The organism is Bradyrhizobium sp. USDA 3256 (assembly GCF_054058275.1).
The window spans coordinates 1,705,838-1,721,810 of record NZ_JBSSAE010000002.1 but is presented as its reverse complement, the minus strand read 5'-3'; the positions used below and the strand labels follow the sequence as shown (position 1 = coordinate 1,721,810).

At 65.5% G+C, this 15,973-nt stretch carries 14 protein-coding genes; 5 read left to right on the top strand and 9 right to left on the bottom strand.

Going from position 1 to position 15,973, the window contains the following annotated elements; all coding sequences use genetic code 11:
- Positions 1-891, top strand: a complete 891-nt coding sequence (locus ACVWY5_RS09750; RefSeq protein WP_028331838.1) for an ABC transporter permease — start codon at positions 1-3, stop codon at positions 889-891.
- 289 nt (positions 892-1,180) lie between these two features.
- On the opposite strand, the gene cnbZ is transcribed toward ACVWY5_RS09750, so the two are convergent.
- The 6 genes from cnbZ to ACVWY5_RS09720 all read right to left on the bottom strand — a co-directional run bounded on the left by cnbZ (position 1,181) and on the right by ACVWY5_RS09720 (position 8,321).
- A complete protein-coding gene (gene cnbZ / locus ACVWY5_RS09745) occupies positions 1,181-1,924 on the bottom strand; it encodes a 2-amino-5-chloromuconate deaminase CnbZ (RefSeq protein WP_028331839.1) in 744 nt (247 codons plus the stop codon).
- A 132-nt stretch (positions 1,925-2,056) separates the two neighbouring features.
- Complete coding sequence (locus ACVWY5_RS09740; RefSeq protein WP_028331840.1) at positions 2,057-5,158, bottom strand: multidrug efflux RND transporter permease subunit; 3,102 nt, start codon at positions 5,156-5,158, stop codon at positions 2,057-2,059.
- Positions 5,159-5,239: 81 nt separating this feature from the next.
- Positions 5,240-6,433, bottom strand: coding sequence for an efflux RND transporter periplasmic adaptor subunit (locus tag ACVWY5_RS09735; RefSeq protein WP_016842923.1), 1,194 nt, complete (start codon positions 6,431-6,433; stop codon positions 5,240-5,242).
- A 1-nt stretch (position 6,434) separates the two neighbouring features.
- Complete coding sequence (locus ACVWY5_RS09730) at positions 6,435-7,136, bottom strand: TetR/AcrR family transcriptional regulator (RefSeq protein ID WP_028331841.1); 702 nt, start codon at positions 7,134-7,136, stop codon at positions 6,435-6,437.
- Between the two features lie 64 nt (positions 7,137-7,200).
- A complete protein-coding gene (locus tag ACVWY5_RS09725) occupies positions 7,201-7,791 on the bottom strand; it encodes a thiamine pyrophosphate-dependent enzyme (RefSeq protein ID WP_028331842.1) in 591 nt (196 codons plus the stop codon).
- Positions 7,788-8,321: a thiamine pyrophosphate-binding protein gene (locus ACVWY5_RS09720; RefSeq protein ID WP_028331843.1), complete on the bottom strand. Its 534-nt coding sequence runs from the start codon at positions 8,319-8,321 to the stop codon at positions 7,788-7,790. The genes ACVWY5_RS09725 and ACVWY5_RS09720 overlap by 4 nt, the downstream gene beginning before the upstream one ends.
- A 205-nt stretch (positions 8,322-8,526) precedes the next feature.
- Here ACVWY5_RS09720 and ACVWY5_RS09715 point away from each other — a divergent pair, with 205 nt between their 5' ends.
- Positions 8,527-9,750, top strand: coding sequence for a cytochrome P450 (locus ACVWY5_RS09715; protein ID WP_028331844.1), 1,224 nt, complete (start codon positions 8,527-8,529; stop codon positions 9,748-9,750).
- Positions 9,751-9,861: 111 nt separating this feature from the next.
- Complete coding sequence (rocD, locus tag ACVWY5_RS09710) at positions 9,862-11,076, top strand: ornithine--oxo-acid transaminase (RefSeq protein ID WP_028331845.1); 1,215 nt, start codon at positions 9,862-9,864, stop codon at positions 11,074-11,076.
- A 525-nt stretch (positions 11,077-11,601) separates the two neighbouring features.
- Here rocD and ACVWY5_RS09705 read toward each other — a convergent pair.
- Positions 11,602-12,036, bottom strand: coding sequence for a hypothetical protein (locus ACVWY5_RS09705; protein WP_244482388.1), 435 nt, complete (start codon positions 12,034-12,036; stop codon positions 11,602-11,604).
- 72 nt (positions 12,037-12,108) lie between these two features.
- On the opposite strand from ACVWY5_RS09705, the gene ACVWY5_RS09700 reads away from it, so the two are divergent.
- Complete coding sequence (locus tag ACVWY5_RS09700; protein WP_321176789.1) at positions 12,109-13,032, top strand: Spy/CpxP family protein refolding chaperone; 924 nt, start codon at positions 12,109-12,111, stop codon at positions 13,030-13,032.
- A gap of 144 nt (positions 13,033-13,176) precedes the next feature.
- Positions 13,177-13,854, top strand: coding sequence for a potassium channel family protein (locus tag ACVWY5_RS09695; protein WP_225160765.1), 678 nt, complete (start codon positions 13,177-13,179; stop codon positions 13,852-13,854).
- Between the two features lie 46 nt (positions 13,855-13,900).
- Here the strand turns inward: ACVWY5_RS09695 and ACVWY5_RS09690 are convergent, their stop codons facing one another.
- On the bottom strand, positions 13,901-14,764 hold the full coding sequence (locus tag ACVWY5_RS09690) for a sugar phosphate isomerase/epimerase family protein (protein WP_028331848.1): 864 nt from the start codon (positions 14,762-14,764) through the stop codon (positions 13,901-13,903).
- On the bottom strand, positions 14,764-15,972 hold the full coding sequence (locus ACVWY5_RS09685; protein ID WP_028331849.1) for a dihydrodipicolinate synthase family protein: 1,209 nt from the start codon (positions 15,970-15,972) through the stop codon (positions 14,764-14,766). The genes ACVWY5_RS09690 and ACVWY5_RS09685 overlap by 1 nt, the downstream gene beginning before the upstream one ends.
- Position 15,973 lies beyond the last annotated feature (1 nt).

The window sequence follows — 15,973 nt, the reverse complement described above, 5'->3', positions numbered from 1 at the left end:
ATGACGGACGCGACACTCACCACTGCCGCTTCGCTTGCCGTCGCCGAAACGCTGGAAAGCCCGGCGCGGCGCGCCTGGCGGCGGCTGATCCGGCGCAAGGGCGCCGTGCTCGGCCTCGCCGTGATCGCGATCTTCATCCTGCTCGCCGTGTTCGCGCCGCTGATCGTTCCCTATGATCCCATTGCGACGAGCTGGTCGCTGGTGCGCAAGGCGCCGTCGGCGCAGCACTGGTTCGGCACCGACGAGCTCGGCCGCGATGTGCTGGCCCGCGTCGTGTTCGGCGCCCGCGCCTCGCTGCTTGCCGGCGTCATCTCGGTCGGCATCGCGCTTGCGATCGGCGTACCGCTCGGCCTCGTCGCCGGCTATCGCGGCGGCTTCATCGACGCGCTGATCAGCCGCATCACCGATGCGATGCTGGCCTGCCCGTTCCTGATCCTGGCGATCGCGCTCGCGGCGTTCCTCGGCCCGAGCCTCGGCAACGCGATGATCGCGATCGGCGTCTCGGCGACCCCGATCTTCATCCGCCTGACCCGCGGCCAGGTGATGAGCGTCAAGGTCGAAGACTATGTCGAGGCGGCGCGCGCGATGGGCAATCCGCGCTGGCGGATCGCGCTGGTCCACATCCTGCCCAACATCCTGCCGGCACTTTTGGTGCAGGCGACGCTGTCGATCGCGGCCGCGATCATCGCCGAGGCCGCGCTGTCGTTCCTCGGCCTCGGCCAGCAGCCGCCGGCGCCGTCCTGGGGCAGCATGCTCAACGCCGCGCAACGCTTCCTGACAAGCGCGCCATGGATGGCGGTCTGGCCGGGGCTTGCGATCTTCCTGGTCGTGTTGTCGTTCAATCTGGTCGGCGACGGCCTGCGCGACGCGCTGGACCCGAAGGCGCGGTGACTGCAAACTGAGCGCGCCCATCCCTCTCCGTCATCCCCGCGCAAAGGCTTCGCCTTCGCGGGATGACGGGGAGAGTTGCGTGACACCAAGTTCGTGTCATTGCGAGCGGAGCGAAGCAATCTACCATCACCGAGCGTGCGGAGCTATGGATTGCTTCGTCGCTTCGCTTCTCGCAATGACGACGAAAGCTAAAGCGCGATGAGATTAGGTTGAATCGTCATCGCGCCTTAGCTCTTTGTTTGAGCATGATCTTTTCGGAAAACCGCTTCGCACTTTTCCGGATCATGCTTTAGATCACCACTTCCCTTAGCACCCTGCGGCAATCCATCTCGTATTCGAGATCAACCACCGGCGGGCGGCAGAAGTGCCAGGTCAGGCCGGAGCGGGTGGCGCCGCGGCGGACCAGCTCGTCGACGAGCACGGGATGGATGTCGTGCACGGTGTAGGCCTGCACCGCCGTCGTCTCCTGCCAGCCGAAGCTGAACTCCGCCAGACGGCGCTCCATCTCGCCGGCGGTGAAGCGGACCTTCTCCCGCCACGCGCCGGGACTGAGATCGCGATAGCAAACGATGCGGTCGGGATAGCTGGCGGTGCCGCCGCGTGCCTCCGCGCCGCCGGCGATCACGAAGGAGGGCGACGTCGTCGTGCTCGGCCGCGTGAACGAGAACGCATGGAACGACGGCTCGGCCGGCGGATCGATCTCGGGACAGACATTGCTGCGCGCCACCGGATTGATGGTGCCGTCGAACAGCCCCCATTCGGCGAGCGTCTTGACGTAGTGCTGGTTGAAGGCGCGGAAGCCGTCTTCGGTGAAGGCGGCCGGCGAACGCAATTCGCAGGCGCAGAACGCCGTCAACGGGCGGCCGGCATCCTTGATGTAGGCCGCGATCCGCGCAAAACCTTCCGCGAGCGGCAGCAGGCGATCGAAGCGCACCCGCTCGATCTCATAGCCCGCGTTCGCCTGCGCGCCGCTTGAATATTGGAACACGGCCGGAATGAACCGGTAATTGCCCGCCGCAAACTCGCTCGCCATGCCTGTTTCCTCCGGATTTCCTGAGGCGAGTTACTTTCTGCCCGCCCTCGGCAAAGGCTATCACGAGACAAAGAAAAGGCGGCAGTGGCTTTCGCCAGTGCCGCCTTCCCTGCGAGCATGAGCTTGGAGGGCTCAGGTCGGTTTCAGCGCGCCGCCGCGACGGTCGAGCTCGTAGTCGGCGATCTGCTTGGCGCGATCGGAATGGGCCGCGGCCTGGTGGTCGGTCGCGATCACCGTGTAGACCATCGGCAGCACGAACAGCGTGAACAGCGTGCCGATCGTCATACCGGCCACGACCACGAGCCCGATCGAGAAGCGGCTGGCAGCGCCGGCGCCCGAGGCCGTGAGCAGCGGCAGCAGGCCGGTGACCATGGCCGCCGTCGTCATCAGGATCGGACGCAAGCGGATCCGGGCAGCCATCTCGATCGCCGCGCGGCGGTCCAGTCCCTCGTTGAGCTGCAGCTCGTTGGCGAACTCCACCATCAGGATGCCGTGCTTGGTGATCAGTCCGACCAACGTCAGCAGGCCCACCTGGGTGTAGATGTTCATGGTGGCGACGCCGAAGAACAGCGGGATCAAGGCGCCGACGATCGCCATCGGCACCGAGATCATGATCACGAACGGATCGCGCAGGCTCTCGAACTGCGCCGCCAGCACCAGGAAGATGATGATGATGGCGAACGCGAAGGTGACCAGCAGCTGATTGCCTTCGTGGACGTATTGCCGGGAGTCGGCCAGGAAGTCGTAGCTGAAGCCGGACGGCAGCTTCTTGGCTTCACCCTGCAGGAACTCCACCGCCTGCCCCATCGAGACGCCGGGCATCGGCACCGCCTGGAAGGTCGACGAGTTGAGCTGGTTGTAGTGGGTCAGCGCGTTCGGATCGACGCCGGTCTCGACCGAAACCACGGTCGACAGCCGCACCAGCTGCCCGGTCGCGGTGGGAACGTAGTAGTCGTTGAATGCCTCGGGCGCGAGCCGGCTGGCGCGCGGCACCTGCGGGATCACCTGGTAGGAGCGCCCTTCCAGATTGAAGCGGTTGACATAGTTGCCGCCGAGCAGCGTCGCCAGGGCGCCGCCGATCGACTGCATGGTGATGCCGAGGTCGCTCGCCTTGGAGCGATCGACCTTCACCCGGACCACCGGCTGGTTGAAGTCGAGGTCGCTGTCGGTGACGATGAACAGGCCGCTCTTGCGCGCCGCATCCTTCAGCTTGTTCATCTGGTCGAACACCTGCTGGAATCCGGCCGTCGACGAGATCACCATCTGCACCGGCAGACCGCCGGGGCCGCCGGGCAGCGGCGGCAGGCTGAACGCGAACGCGCTGATGCCCTCGATCTTGGACAGCTCGGCCTGAACCAGCGGCTGCAGCGCCTGCGCGCTGCGCTTGCGTTCATCCCACGGCTTGAGCAGCATGCCCGCGAAGCCGCCCTGCGGACCGGTGATGCCGTTCAGGATGAACCGCAGGTCGGTCTCGGGAAACTTCTGGAACTCCTTGTCCATCTTGTCGCCGTAGAAATCGATGTAGTCGATGTTGGCGTATTTCGGCGCCTTGGTCACCGCGAACACGATGCCCTGGTCCTCCTGCGGCGCCAGCTCCTTCTGGATGTGCATATAGAGGAAGCCGACCAGACCGAGGATGGTCACGGCGAACAGCGCCGTGATCGGGCGGTAGTCGAGCGAACGGTCGAGCTGACGGCCATAGGCCCGCGTCAACGCGCCGAACACGCGATTGACCAGCCTGGCGAACCGGCCCTCCTCCGCGCTCTTGAGGAACACCGAGCACATCATCGGCGACAGCGTCAGCGCGATCACGCCCGACACGATCACCGAACCGGCCAGCGTGAAGGCGAATTCGCGGAACAGCGTGCCGGTCACGCCGCCAAGGAAGCCGATCGGCGCGTACACCGCCGCCAGCGTGATCGTCATGGAGATGACGGGACCGACGATCTCGCGGGCCCCCTTCAGCGATGCCTGCACCGGTGGCAGGCCCTCCTCGAGATGTCGATGGATGTTCTCCACGACTACGATCGCATCGTCGACCACGAGGCCGATCGCCAGCACCATCGCCAGCAGCGTCAGCAGGTTGAAGCTGAAGCCGGCGGCCAGCATCAGGATGCAGACGCCGATCAGCGACAGCGGGATGGTGACGACGGGGATGATCACCGACCGCAGCGAGGCCAGGAACAGGAAGATGACGACGACGACGATCAGGACCGCTTCGGTGAGCGTCTTCTCGACCTCGTCGATCGACGATTGAATGAACTTGGTGGAATCGTAGGCCACCTTCATCTTCATCGACGGCGGCAGGTTGCGCTCGAGGTCGGGGAACAGCGCGCGAACGCCCTTCACCAGGGTCAGCGGGTTGCCCTGCGGCGTCGCCTTGATGCCGATGAAGATCGCATGCTCGCCGTTGAAAGCGACGCTGGCGTCCGTCGACTGCGCGGCGAGCTCCACCGTCGCGATGTCCTCGATGCGCACGAAGCCGCCGTCCTTCGCCTTCACGATCATCCGCTTGAACTGATCGATGTTCTGAAGGTCGGTATTGGCCGAGACGTTGGAGACGATGAAGAAGCCCTTGGTCTGGCCGGCGGCCGCCTGGAAGTTGTTGGCGGCGATCGCGGCGGCGACGTCGTTGGGCGACACGCCGCGTCCGGCCATGCGGGTCGGATCGAGCCAGACGCGCATCGCGAAGGTCTGGCCGCCGAGGATGTCGGCCGAGGCGACGCCATCGACCGTCGAGAGCACCGGCTGCACGACGCGGGTCAGATAGTCGGAGATCGACGATCCGGTCAGCTCCTCGCTGGAGAAGCCCAGATACATCACGGCGATGGTGTCACCGGTCGCCTTGGTCACGACGGGGTCGAAGGCTTCCTTCGGGATCAGGTATTTGACCGAGTTGACCTTGGCGAGCACCTCGGTCAGCGCCTGGTTCGGATCGTGATTGAGCTTGACGTAGACCTGAATCGTCGAGGTGCCGAGCACCGAGTTCGACGTCATGTAGTCGACGCCTTCGGCCGACGCGACGGCCTGCTCGATCGGCGTGGTGATGAAGCCGTTGATCAGCTCGGGCGACGCACCGGGGTATGACGTGGTGATCGTCACGACGGTGTTCGAAAGATTCGGATATTGCCGGATTGGCAAAACCATCGCCGCGCGCAGGCCGATCAGCAGGATCAGCAGGCTGACGACGACCGACAGCACCGGGCGCTTGATGAAAATATCAGTGAAGGCCATCGCCAACTCGATTCGTGTTCTGCCGGCTTGCGGCAAGATGTGGCGGAGGGCCGATGGCCCTCCGAGTTCGATGAATGAAGATCAGTAGCGCGGCGGTTCGGCCGGAACCGGCGGCGGCGGATCGGTCGAGATCGCAACCGCCATGCCCGACTGCAGCTTGATCTGGCCGACGGCGACTACCTTGTCCCCCGCCTTCAGACCCTTGAGGATCTCGACACGGCCCTCGACGCGGTTGCCCGTCTTCACGAAGGTGCGGTCCGCGGTCAGGGTGGTCTTGCCGTCGTCGCCCTTCTTCTCGGTGATCAGGAACACCGAGTCGCCATACAGCGTGTAGTCGACCGCGGTTTCCGGAATGGTCACGACCGGCGGCTTCCCGGGCAGCACGATCGTGGTGGTCGCGAACATGCCGGGCTTGAGGATGCTGTCCGGATTCTGGATCGTGGCCTGAACCCGGATGTTGCGGGTGTCGGTCGCGATCTGCGGCTCGATGGTCGTGATCTTGCCCTCGAAGGTGCGGCCCGGATAGGCGTCGACCGAGACGCGTACGGCCTGGCCGACCTTGATCTGCGAGCTCTGCTTCTCGGTGACGGTCAGGTTGGCGTACAGCACCGACAGATCGGTCAGCGACACGATCTGCGTGCCGGCCGTCAGGTACTGGCCGACTTCGACCTGGCGCACGCCGAGATCGCCTTCGAACGGTGCGCGCACCAGCTTCTGCGAGATCAGCGCCTCGGTCTTGGCAATGCCCGCCTTGGCCTGGTCGTAAGCCGCCTGCGCGGTGTCGACGGTCGATTGCGGACCGAACTGGCGCGACGCGAGCTGCTTGGCGCGGTCGAGCTGCAGCTCGCCGACGGTCGCCTGCGCCTTGTAGTTGGCGAGGTCGCCCTGCTCCGGTGCGTCGAACAACTGCACCAGCGGCGTGCCGGCCTTCACGTGGCTGCCGGCGGTGAACAGGATCTCGGTGATGCGGCCCGGCACGTCGGTCGTGACGTTGACCTGGTGCACGGCGACGAGATCGCCGACGGCGGTCAGCAGGTTCGGAATCACCTCGGTCTTCGCCTCGACGGCCGACACATTCGCCGGCGGCGGCTTATTGTTGGCAAAGAACTGCGCGATCATGTGGCTGCGGAAGGCGTTGAAGCCGACCAGCGCACCGACGAGCAGGGCCAGCAACAGGCCTACGATGATGAACCAGCGCACCATGCGGACGGGACGCTTGGCTTGCTTCTCCTTGATCGGTTGCCCCGAGATGTGGCTTTCGGTCTGAATATTCATGTCATGCACTTTCTGCAGTTACCGACGGTCCTGCGATCGGCGACGGCTGGCGGCCCAAATGAGTTGAAATTGCGGCTTCGGTAAGTCCGATGCCGCGAAGGATGAATTGGCAAAGCTGGCGCTCGGCCGCGGCGGCATCGCCGTAGGGGAGACACGGTGTCGCAGGCAGCTGGGTCAGCGCACCCATCAGCACGGTATGGTGCGCAAACCAGAACAGGTTGAGCGGCTCGTCGCCGATCTTCGTGGCCTCGCCGGAGGCAATCGCCCGCTCGAGCGAGGCGGCGAAGGTCGGACCGATCAGCTTGCCGACCTTGTCGTAGAGCAGGCGCGCAAACTCGCCGTCGTCGAGATGGCTCGTCACCATCAGCCGCATCCGCTGCGCCTCTTCCTGATCAGGCGCATCACGCAGCTGCATGAAGTGACCGACCATGCCTTGCACTAGCTCGACCAGCGTCGCAGTCGAGGGCTCCTGCCCGAGCAGATGCGCGAGATCGGGATCCGCCTCGCACTCCTCGGCAAGGATCTCGGCATAGAGCGCCGCCTTGGACGGGAAATGCTTGAACAGCAGCCCTTCCGAAATGGCAGCCGCGGCCGCCACGCTCTTTGTCGTGGTGCCGGCAAAGCCGTTGCGGGCGAAACACCGCTTTGCGGCGCTCAGGATCAACTGACGCCGCAAGTCACTCGTCATGCGTAAGGTAGACATTTGGGTCGTGAGTAATCACTCACTTTACCAAAAGTCAAGGTTCTATTGCACCGCGAAAGCCACTTTAAATAGGAGTGTGGCCGATCGACCCTCTGATCCGGTTCACGAGGTAGGTGCCGTCGCGGCTAGACAGCACGCGCTCCAGATTGGCCCCGTCGATCTTTGCGCTGGCGAACCGCGGCCCTGCCGTAACGTCTTGCAAAGACGAGGCAAAAGCCTCGACCTCAGCCATCGTGCTGATCGCCCGGCTATCACCGATTCCGCAGGCTTTGGCAACACCGACCAGGTCGGCAGGCCCGCCGGTGTGGCTGGCCTGGCCGCCGGTCTCGCCATAAGCCTCATTGTCCAGCACGATGATCGAGAGATTTTTGGGCTGCTGCAGGCCGACGGTGGCGAGGCTTCCCATCCCCATCAGCATCTCGCCGTCGCCGGTGATCACGACGACCGGCAGCGTCGGCTGGGCCAGCGCGAGGCCGAGCCCGATCATCACGGCGCCGCCCATGCCGCCCCAGAGATAGAAGTTGCGGTCGTGGTCGCCGGCGGCGGCGATGTCATAGGTCGAGGCGCCGAGGCCGCCGACGGCGAAGGCGCCCTTGCGATCTTTCAGCAGTTCGGAAACGACGGCACGGCGGTCGAGGAGATTGGCTTTGCTCATTTGGTGAAGACCTTTGCCCCGATCAGGCGCTGCGACAGCAGGACGGCGGTGGGCGTGCAGGCGTTATAGGCCTGCGCTGCGCCGGCCTCGACGACTTCGCGGACCTCTTCAGGGTGCGAGGCGCGCAGCACCTTGATCCCGGACAGTTCGAGAATCCCCTGCGTGTTCGAGCCCATCGGCACCTGCCAGGGATTGAACTCGCCCCATTCGCCGCGCATCGTCACCAGCGTAAGGAACGGCAGGCGGAAGATCTGCACCAGCGACAGCATGTTGATGCAATTGCCGACCCCGCTCGACTGCATCAGCAGCACGCCGCGCTGGCCGCCGGCCCAGGCGCCCGCGAGCAGCGCTACGCCCTCCTCTTCGGTGGTCAGCGCGATGCCGCGCATCGAGGACGACCCCAGCACCCGCTCGATCAGCTGCGAATGGCCGGCGTCCGGCACGTAGGGCACCTGACGCACCTCGAAGCGCTGCAATATCGAGAAGATCTCCTCGGGCCAGGAGGCCGCAGTGTCGGCACGGGCATGCATTGGCGTTTCCGGTCTTGTTGTTTGGTCGCGACTGTAGAGGGGCGCGCGCGCTTCATCAAAGCGCAAAACCGCATATGGCTCTGCGATTTGCTCGCACCACGCGGCGCCCCTGCGCGCTGTTCCCGGCGCCTGGCAAATTGTGTTGCGCCACCGCCGCCCGCGGCTTACGATAGTTGCAAATGAAACTAATTGGGCTGGATGCGCCATGAACGGACACGCGCGAGAGCTGGCTGACGGCTTCGACCTGGAGAAGCTGACGCCGGAGTTCTACGCCGACCCCTACCCGACCTATCGCGCGTTGCGCGAGAACGCGCCGGTCAAGCGGCTGCCGAACGGCTGCTATTTTCTCACCCGCTACGACGACCTCATCGCCGCCTACAAGAACACCAAGGCGTTCTCCTCGGACAAGAAGAAGGAGTTCCTGCCGAAATACGGCAACTCGCTGCTCTACGAGCATCACACGACCAGCCTCGTCTTCAACGATCCGCCGGCGCATACCCGCGTGCGGCGGCTGATCATGGGCGCATTGTCGCCGCGGGCGATCGCCGGCATGGAGCCTGACCTGATCGCGCTGGTCGACGACCTGCTCGACCGGATCGAGACCCGCGACCGGTTCGAGCTGATCGGCGACTTCGCCTCGGCAATTCCGGTCGAGGTGATCGGCAATCTGCTCGACGTGCCGCACGACGAACGCGAGCCGCTACGCGACTGGTCGCTGGCGATTTTGGGGGCGCTGGAGCCCGTGATCGGCAAGGAGACGTTCGACCGCGGCAACAATGCGGTGAAGGATTTCCTCGCCTATCTCGAAACGCTGGTTGAACGCCGCCGCGCCAGACCCGGCAATCCCGAACGCGACGTGCTGACAAGGCTGATCCAGGGTGAGGATAATGGCGAGCGGCTGACCGCGAAGGAATTGCTGCACAACTGCATCTTCCTGCTCAACGCCGGCCATGAGACCACGACCAATCTGATCGGCAACGGGCTGGTGACGCTCAGCCAAAATCCGGATCAGAAACAACGGCTGATCGCGCAACCCGAGCTGATCAAGACCGCGGTCGAGGAGATGCTGCGCTACGAAAGCTCGAACCAGCTCGGCAACCGCATGATCGTGGAAGAGACCGAGCTCGGCGGCATGAAGCTGCCGGCGGGCACGCTGGTCACGCTGTGCATCGGCGCGGCCAACCGCGACCCCGCGCAATTCCCCAACCCCGAAGCTTTCGACGTCGCGCGCGCGCCGAACCGCCACCTCGCCTTCGGCACCGGCGCGCATCAATGCGCCGGCATGGCGCTGGCGCGCCTCGAAGGCGCCATCGCGATCTCGCGGTTCCTCAAACGCTTTCCGAACTACGCGCTCGACGGCGCGCCGGTTCGCGGCGGGCGGGTGCGCTTCCGCGGCTTCCTCAGCGTGCCCTGCAGCATCAGCGCATAAGACGACACATTTGGCCGGCGACAGACTTCCCTGTGGAGGAACTGATGCCCAAATCAACTGCAGGCGCGATTTGATGTAATCTCTCGGGCGCTGCAGCGGGAGTGACGCATGATGAATGCATCGGTCACTGATTTCCTCGCAACCGAAGCGCAGTTCGGCACCTACAATTATGAGCCGATCGGGGTCGTGCTGTCCCGCGGCGAAGGCGTCTGGGTCTGGGATACCGATGGCAACCGCTATCTCGACTGTCTCTCGGCCTACTCGGCGGTGAGCCAGGGCCACTGCCATCCCAAGATCCTCGCAGCCATGATCGAGCAGGCGCATCGGCTGACGCTGACCTCGCGCGCCTTCCACAACGACCAGCTCGCTCTTTTCTACCGCGAGCTCGCGGAGCTGACCGGCTCGCACAAGGTGCTGCCGATGAACAGCGGCGCCGAGGCGGTGGAGAGCGCGATCAAGTCGGTGCGCAAATGGGCCTATGAGGTCAAGGGCGTGCCGGACGGACAGGCCGAGATCATCGTCTGCGCCAATAATTTCCATGGACGCACGCTCGGCATCGTCGGCTTCTCGACCGACCCCGGCTCGCGCGACCATTTCGGCCCGTTCGCGCCGGGCTTCAAGATCATCCCGTTCGGCGATCCCGCCGCGCTTGAGCAGGCGATCACGCCGAACACCGCGGCCTTCCTGGTCGAGCCGATCCAGGGCGAGGCCGGCGTCATCATTCCTCCGCCAGGCTATTTCGTCCGCGTGCGCGAGCTGTGCACCGCGCACAATGTGATGCTCGTGTTCGACGAGATTCAGACCGGGCTCGGCCGCACCGGCAAGCTGCTCGCCGAGCAGCACGAAGGGATCGAAGCCGACGTGACGCTGCTCGGCAAGGCGCTGTCGGGCGGCTTCTATCCGGTGTCGGCGGTGCTTTCCAACAACGCCGTACTCGGCACCTTGCGGCCCGGCCAGCACGGCTCGACCTTCGGCGGCAATCCGCTGGCCTGCGCGGTGGCGCGGGCGGCGCTGCGCGTGCTGATCGACGAGGGAATGATCGAGAACGCGGCGCAACAGGGCGCGCGCTTTCTCGCCGGCTTGCAGGACATCCGCGCCAACGTCATCCGCGAGGTGCGCGGGCGCGGGCTGATGCTGGCGATCGAGCTGCATCCGGAAGCCGGCGGTGCCCGCCGCTACTGTCTGGCGCTGCAGGCGCGCGGCATTCTCGCCAAGGACACCCATGAGCACACCATCCGGATCGCTCCGCCGCTGGTGATCACCGGCGATCAGGTCGACTGGGCGACGGAGCGGATCGCGGCGACCCTCACGCAGGACGTCTCCTGACGGTTCCCCGCGCCGGAAGACCGTAACGCCGGCCGTAGCCACAACGAACGAATCCGACGTCAGTGCGTTGAAGCACTGCGGGCGACTGTTGAAAGGAGAGCTACGCTCATGCTTTCCCGTCGCGCTTTGTTTGTTGTCTTTTCGATTGGCAGCTCGATGCTCGTGGCGAACGGCGGCGCGTCCGCCCAGCCACACGGAAAAGGTCCACCGGCGGCAAGGCCGGCTGCACCGGCCGCAATGGCGCGTCCCGCCGCGCCGATGGTACACGCCGCCCCTCCCGCGATGGCCAGGCCGCCCGCAATGGCGAGACCGCCTGCAATGGCTCGGCCACCCGCGATGGCACGGCCGGCAGCACCCGCGTTCCACGCCCCGCAGCGACCGGCAATGGCGCCGCGCCCGGCCCCGCATTTCGCCGCCCCGTCTGTGCGCCAGGCCCCCCATATCGCCGCGCCGCGTGTCGCAACGCCACGCCCCGAATTCCGTCGAGGAGCACCGCAGCGTCAAGCTCCGCATATCGCGGCGCCATCACGCCCGAGCCCAACTTCGCGCTTGAGCGAGCGGCCGTCGCCGACGGAGCGCGTTCAACAGCGCGCGCAGCAGCACCAGCAAATGATCCAGCAACGCCAGCAGGCGGCGCAGCAGCGGCAGCGTGACGCGCTCTCGCGCCAGACCACCGAGCGGCAGACCCGGATCGATCGCCTGCAGCAGCGCGTGCAGCAATTGCAGTCGCAAAAGGTCCAAGGCGCACGCGCGCAACGCGTCCATGACCGTGCCCTGCAGGCGCAGAACCGCCTGTTGCAGCGCGAGCAGCGTGCGCAGCAGGCCGACGTTACCCGCCGGCAGAGATTGGCGCCGGCAGCGACGGTTGGCGCTGCGGTCGCGACCACGGCCGCGACGCAGGCGGCTCAGCGCGAGCGATTTGCCGCGCGCTTCCGCGAGCAGGCAGGTGCGCAAGGCCAAGCAGGGCTTGCGGCGCGCCAAGGCGGCTGGGCGCCCCGGCATGCCTGGCGCCGCGGCAGCCACGCGGCCTTCGTGGCGTGGCTTGGGCCGGTGTTCTGGCCCTACGCCTATTCGGACATCTTTGACTACACGTTCTGGTCCTATGCCTACGAGCCCGGCTATTGGGCCTACGCCTATGACGACTTCGTCGACACCGTGTTCTGGGACACCAACAGTCCCTACTCCGCCTATGCCAGCATCAATCCTGGCGACTATCCGGCGACCACAGGCCGCGATCGGTCCCGTCAACGCACCGACACGAGCCCGCAGGCAATCAAGCAGCTCTGCGGCGAACCGGACAAGGGCGTCACGGCCTGGCCGCTTGCCGACATCGCGCGGGCGGTACGGCCGGACCAGCAGCAGCGCGCGCTCCTAGATGAGTTGAAGACGTCAGCGGCAAAGGCCGCCGATATCTTCAAGGACTCCTGTTCGGACAGCTATGCCATGACGCCCACCGGCCGCCTGCGGTCGATGCAGAACCGCATCAGCGCGACGCTCGAGGCGATCAAGATCGTGCGGCCGGCGCTGGAGAATTTCTACAGCTCGCTCAGCGACGAGCAACAGGCCCGCTTCAATGCGCTTGGTCCGCACGTCGGCGAGCGTTCGCCGCAGCAGGAGGCGACCGCGCAAACCGGCAATTGCGGCGATTCGAAATCCGACCTGGCCCACCTGCCGATCAACCGGATCGAGGCCTCGCTTCATCCGGCTGGCAAGCAGAAGGAAGCGCTCGATCGCCTGAGCGATGCGACCACAAAAGCCATAGCGGACCTGCAGGCGGCCTGCCCGAACGACGTGCCGCTGACGCCAGTCGGCCGGCTGGAGGCGATGCAGCACCGGCTCGAGGCCATGCAGAAGGCCGCGAAGCTGATCGAGCCTGCACTGGACGAGTTCTATGCGATGCTGAGCAGCGAGCAGAAAGCCCGCTTCAACACGCTGCAGCGGGTCGCGAGCCCCTGAGACGGCCGGCCGGCGCTCCGGATCGCCGGGCGCGCCACAGAATACCAGTCCCCCATCTTGCCTTTGCGGCCGGCGCGCAGCAATGTCCGGTACCGGCATCCCGAAGCAATGCCGAATGACGGGGCGGGAATGAAGCGCGGCTGGATGAGCACTGGCGAGCTACGCGAGCGCTGGGGCGATTCCTTGTTGACGGTGCTCACTGTCCTGCTCCTGGTCATGATTTTCGTGGTGGCGCCGTTGCAGGCGTTGGGCCTGTTCGAATTCCAGATTTTTGAGCTCCTGCTCGCGCTGGTCCTGGTCGGCGGCGTCTTCCTGATGTCGGGCAGCACGCTGGCGGTCGTCACGATGCTGGTCGCGCTCGTCATGATCGTCACGGGCGGGATCCTGAGACTACGCTCACCTTCAATTTTCGATCTCAACCTGTTCGCCGCATCCTGGCTGCTCGTCGGCCTCACCATGGCGGTGACGGTGGCGCGCGCGACGTTCGCGCCAGGCCGCGTCACCTATCACCGTGTGATCGGCGCGGTCCTGCTCTATCTCACGGTCGCCGTGATCTTCGCGGCGCTCTACACCTTTGTCGGCACGCTGAGGCCCGACGCATTTCCCGGCATGAAGGTGGAAGACAGCCCGACATTGGCGAGCCGCGTCCTCTATTTCAGCTTCGCCACGCTCACAACGACAGGTTATGGCGACGTCGCTCCGCTGCATCCGATCGCGCGGAGCCTGTGCAATCTCGAGGCGATCTTCGGCCAGCTCTATCCGGCAACGCTGCTGGCGCGCCTCGTCACGCTGGAGATCGAGCACCGCAACGAAGAGTCGTAATGAGGCACGAGGCGCGCATGCAGCGCTGTGCCCACCTTCCGGCGTCCTAGACCACCGTCCGGTGCCGCTCGATGCAGGTTCGCAGCACTTCGTCCAGCGGACGGCCCCACCAGTCATTCGAGAAGATCTCGATCTCCGAATAGCCGTCAAAGCCCTGCGCCTCGACGGCGGCGCGCACCGATCTGATGTCGATAACGCCGTCGCCCATCATGCCGCGGTCGTTGAGGATGTCCTTGGTCGGCACCAGCCAGTCGCAGACATGGAACGCGAGCAGACGATCCTGGCCGGCGCGCGCGATCTGGCTCATCAGCTCCGGATCCCACCAGATGTGATAGACGTCGAGCGCGACGCCGATCGCGCCGGTTCTGTCGGGATCGAGCGCATCGCAGATATCGAGCGCGTGCTTCGTGGTGTTCACGCAGGCGCGGTCGGCGGCATAGGCCGGATGCAGCGGCTCGATCGCGAGCGGCAGCTTGGCCTGCTTCGCATAATCCAGCATCTCCGCGATGCCGTCATGCACCTGCGATCGTGCCAACGCGATATCCTTGGATGCCGCGCTGCCCGGCCGTGAATATTGCGGCAGGCCGCCGACCACCAGCACGATGCAGGAGGCGCCGAGTGCTGCCGCCTCGTCGACAGCACGGCGATTGTCGTCGCGCGCTTCGCTGCGATGCGCGCCATCTGCCGTGAACATGCCGCCGCGGCAATAGCCCGACAGATCGAGCCCGGCATCCTTGACCGCACGGACGGCGCGATCGAGGCCGACGGCTGCGACCTGGTCGCGCCAGGGATCGATGGCACGGATGCCATGGCGCGCGCAGGCCTCGACGATGGCGAGGAGATCGCCCCGCTTGCGGACGGTCGCTGTGTTCAGCGACAGCCAGCGGTGATCATTGGAAAAGTCGCGCATCAGGCGTCGATGCCGCGCGTGGTCAGGATCGTCGTCATCCGGCGCGTAGCTAGCTCCGGATTGGCGAGCAGACCGGCCTTGTCGGCGAGCCGAAACAGCTCGGCAAGATGCAAGGTCGAGCGCGCGCTCTCCTGCCCGCCGACCATGGTGAAGTGATCCTGGTGCCCGTTGAGATAGGCCATGAACACGATGCCGGTCTTGTAGAAGCGCGTCGGCGCCTTGAAGATGTGGCGCGACAGCGGCACCGTTGGTCCCAGCACATCGTGGAAGCCGGCCTCGTCGCCGGCGGCGAGCCGCGACAGCGCGTAGGAAGCCGCCGGTGCGATCGCATCGAAAATGCCGAGCAGCGCGTGGGAAAATCCCTGGTCGTCGCCGGCGATCAGTTCGGCATAGTTGAAGTCGTCGCCGGTGTACATCTTCACGCGGGCATCGAGCCGGCGCCGCATGTCGATCTCACGCTGCTTGTCGAGCAGCGAGACCTTGACGCCATCGACCTTGGCCGCATTGGCGTTGATGATGGCAACCGCCGTATCCATCGCCTTGTCGAGATCGGCCGTGCCCCAGTAGCCTGATAGAGCCGGATCGAACATGTCGCCGAGCCAGTGGATGATCACGGGTTCACGAACCTGCGACAGCACGCGGTCGTAGACCCCGGCGTAATCCTCCGCGCTCTTGCCGAGCTTTGCCAATGCGCGCGAGGCCATCAGGATGATGCGGCCGCCGGCCTGCTCCACCGCAGCGATCTGCTCCTCATAGGCACGGATCACATCGTCGATCGACCTGGCGTCCTCGACCGCGAGGTGATCGGTGCCGGCGCCGGAGAACACCAGCGCGCTGCCCCTGGCCTTGGCCGCCTTTACCGAGCGCTGGATCAGTTCGAGCGAGGTCGGCCAGTCCAGCCCCATGCCGCGCTGCGCGGTGTCCATGGCTTCGGCGACGCCGAGGCCGAGGTCCCAGATGTGCTCACGAAAGGCGATCGTCCTGTCCCAGTCGATCGCCGCGGCCAGCCAGGGATCGACGTCGGCGCGCGGATCGGCCACCACATGCGCGGCCGAGAATGCCACGCGGTTCAGCGTACCCTCGAGCTTCGCCGGAAAGGTCCGCGACGCCGCCAGGCGATAGGTCTCGAGGGCGCCGCCGGCGGTCGGCAGCTTCAGCGACAGCGATGACTTTGTCATGGCAGGCTTGGGCAGGACTGGCTTGTTCATG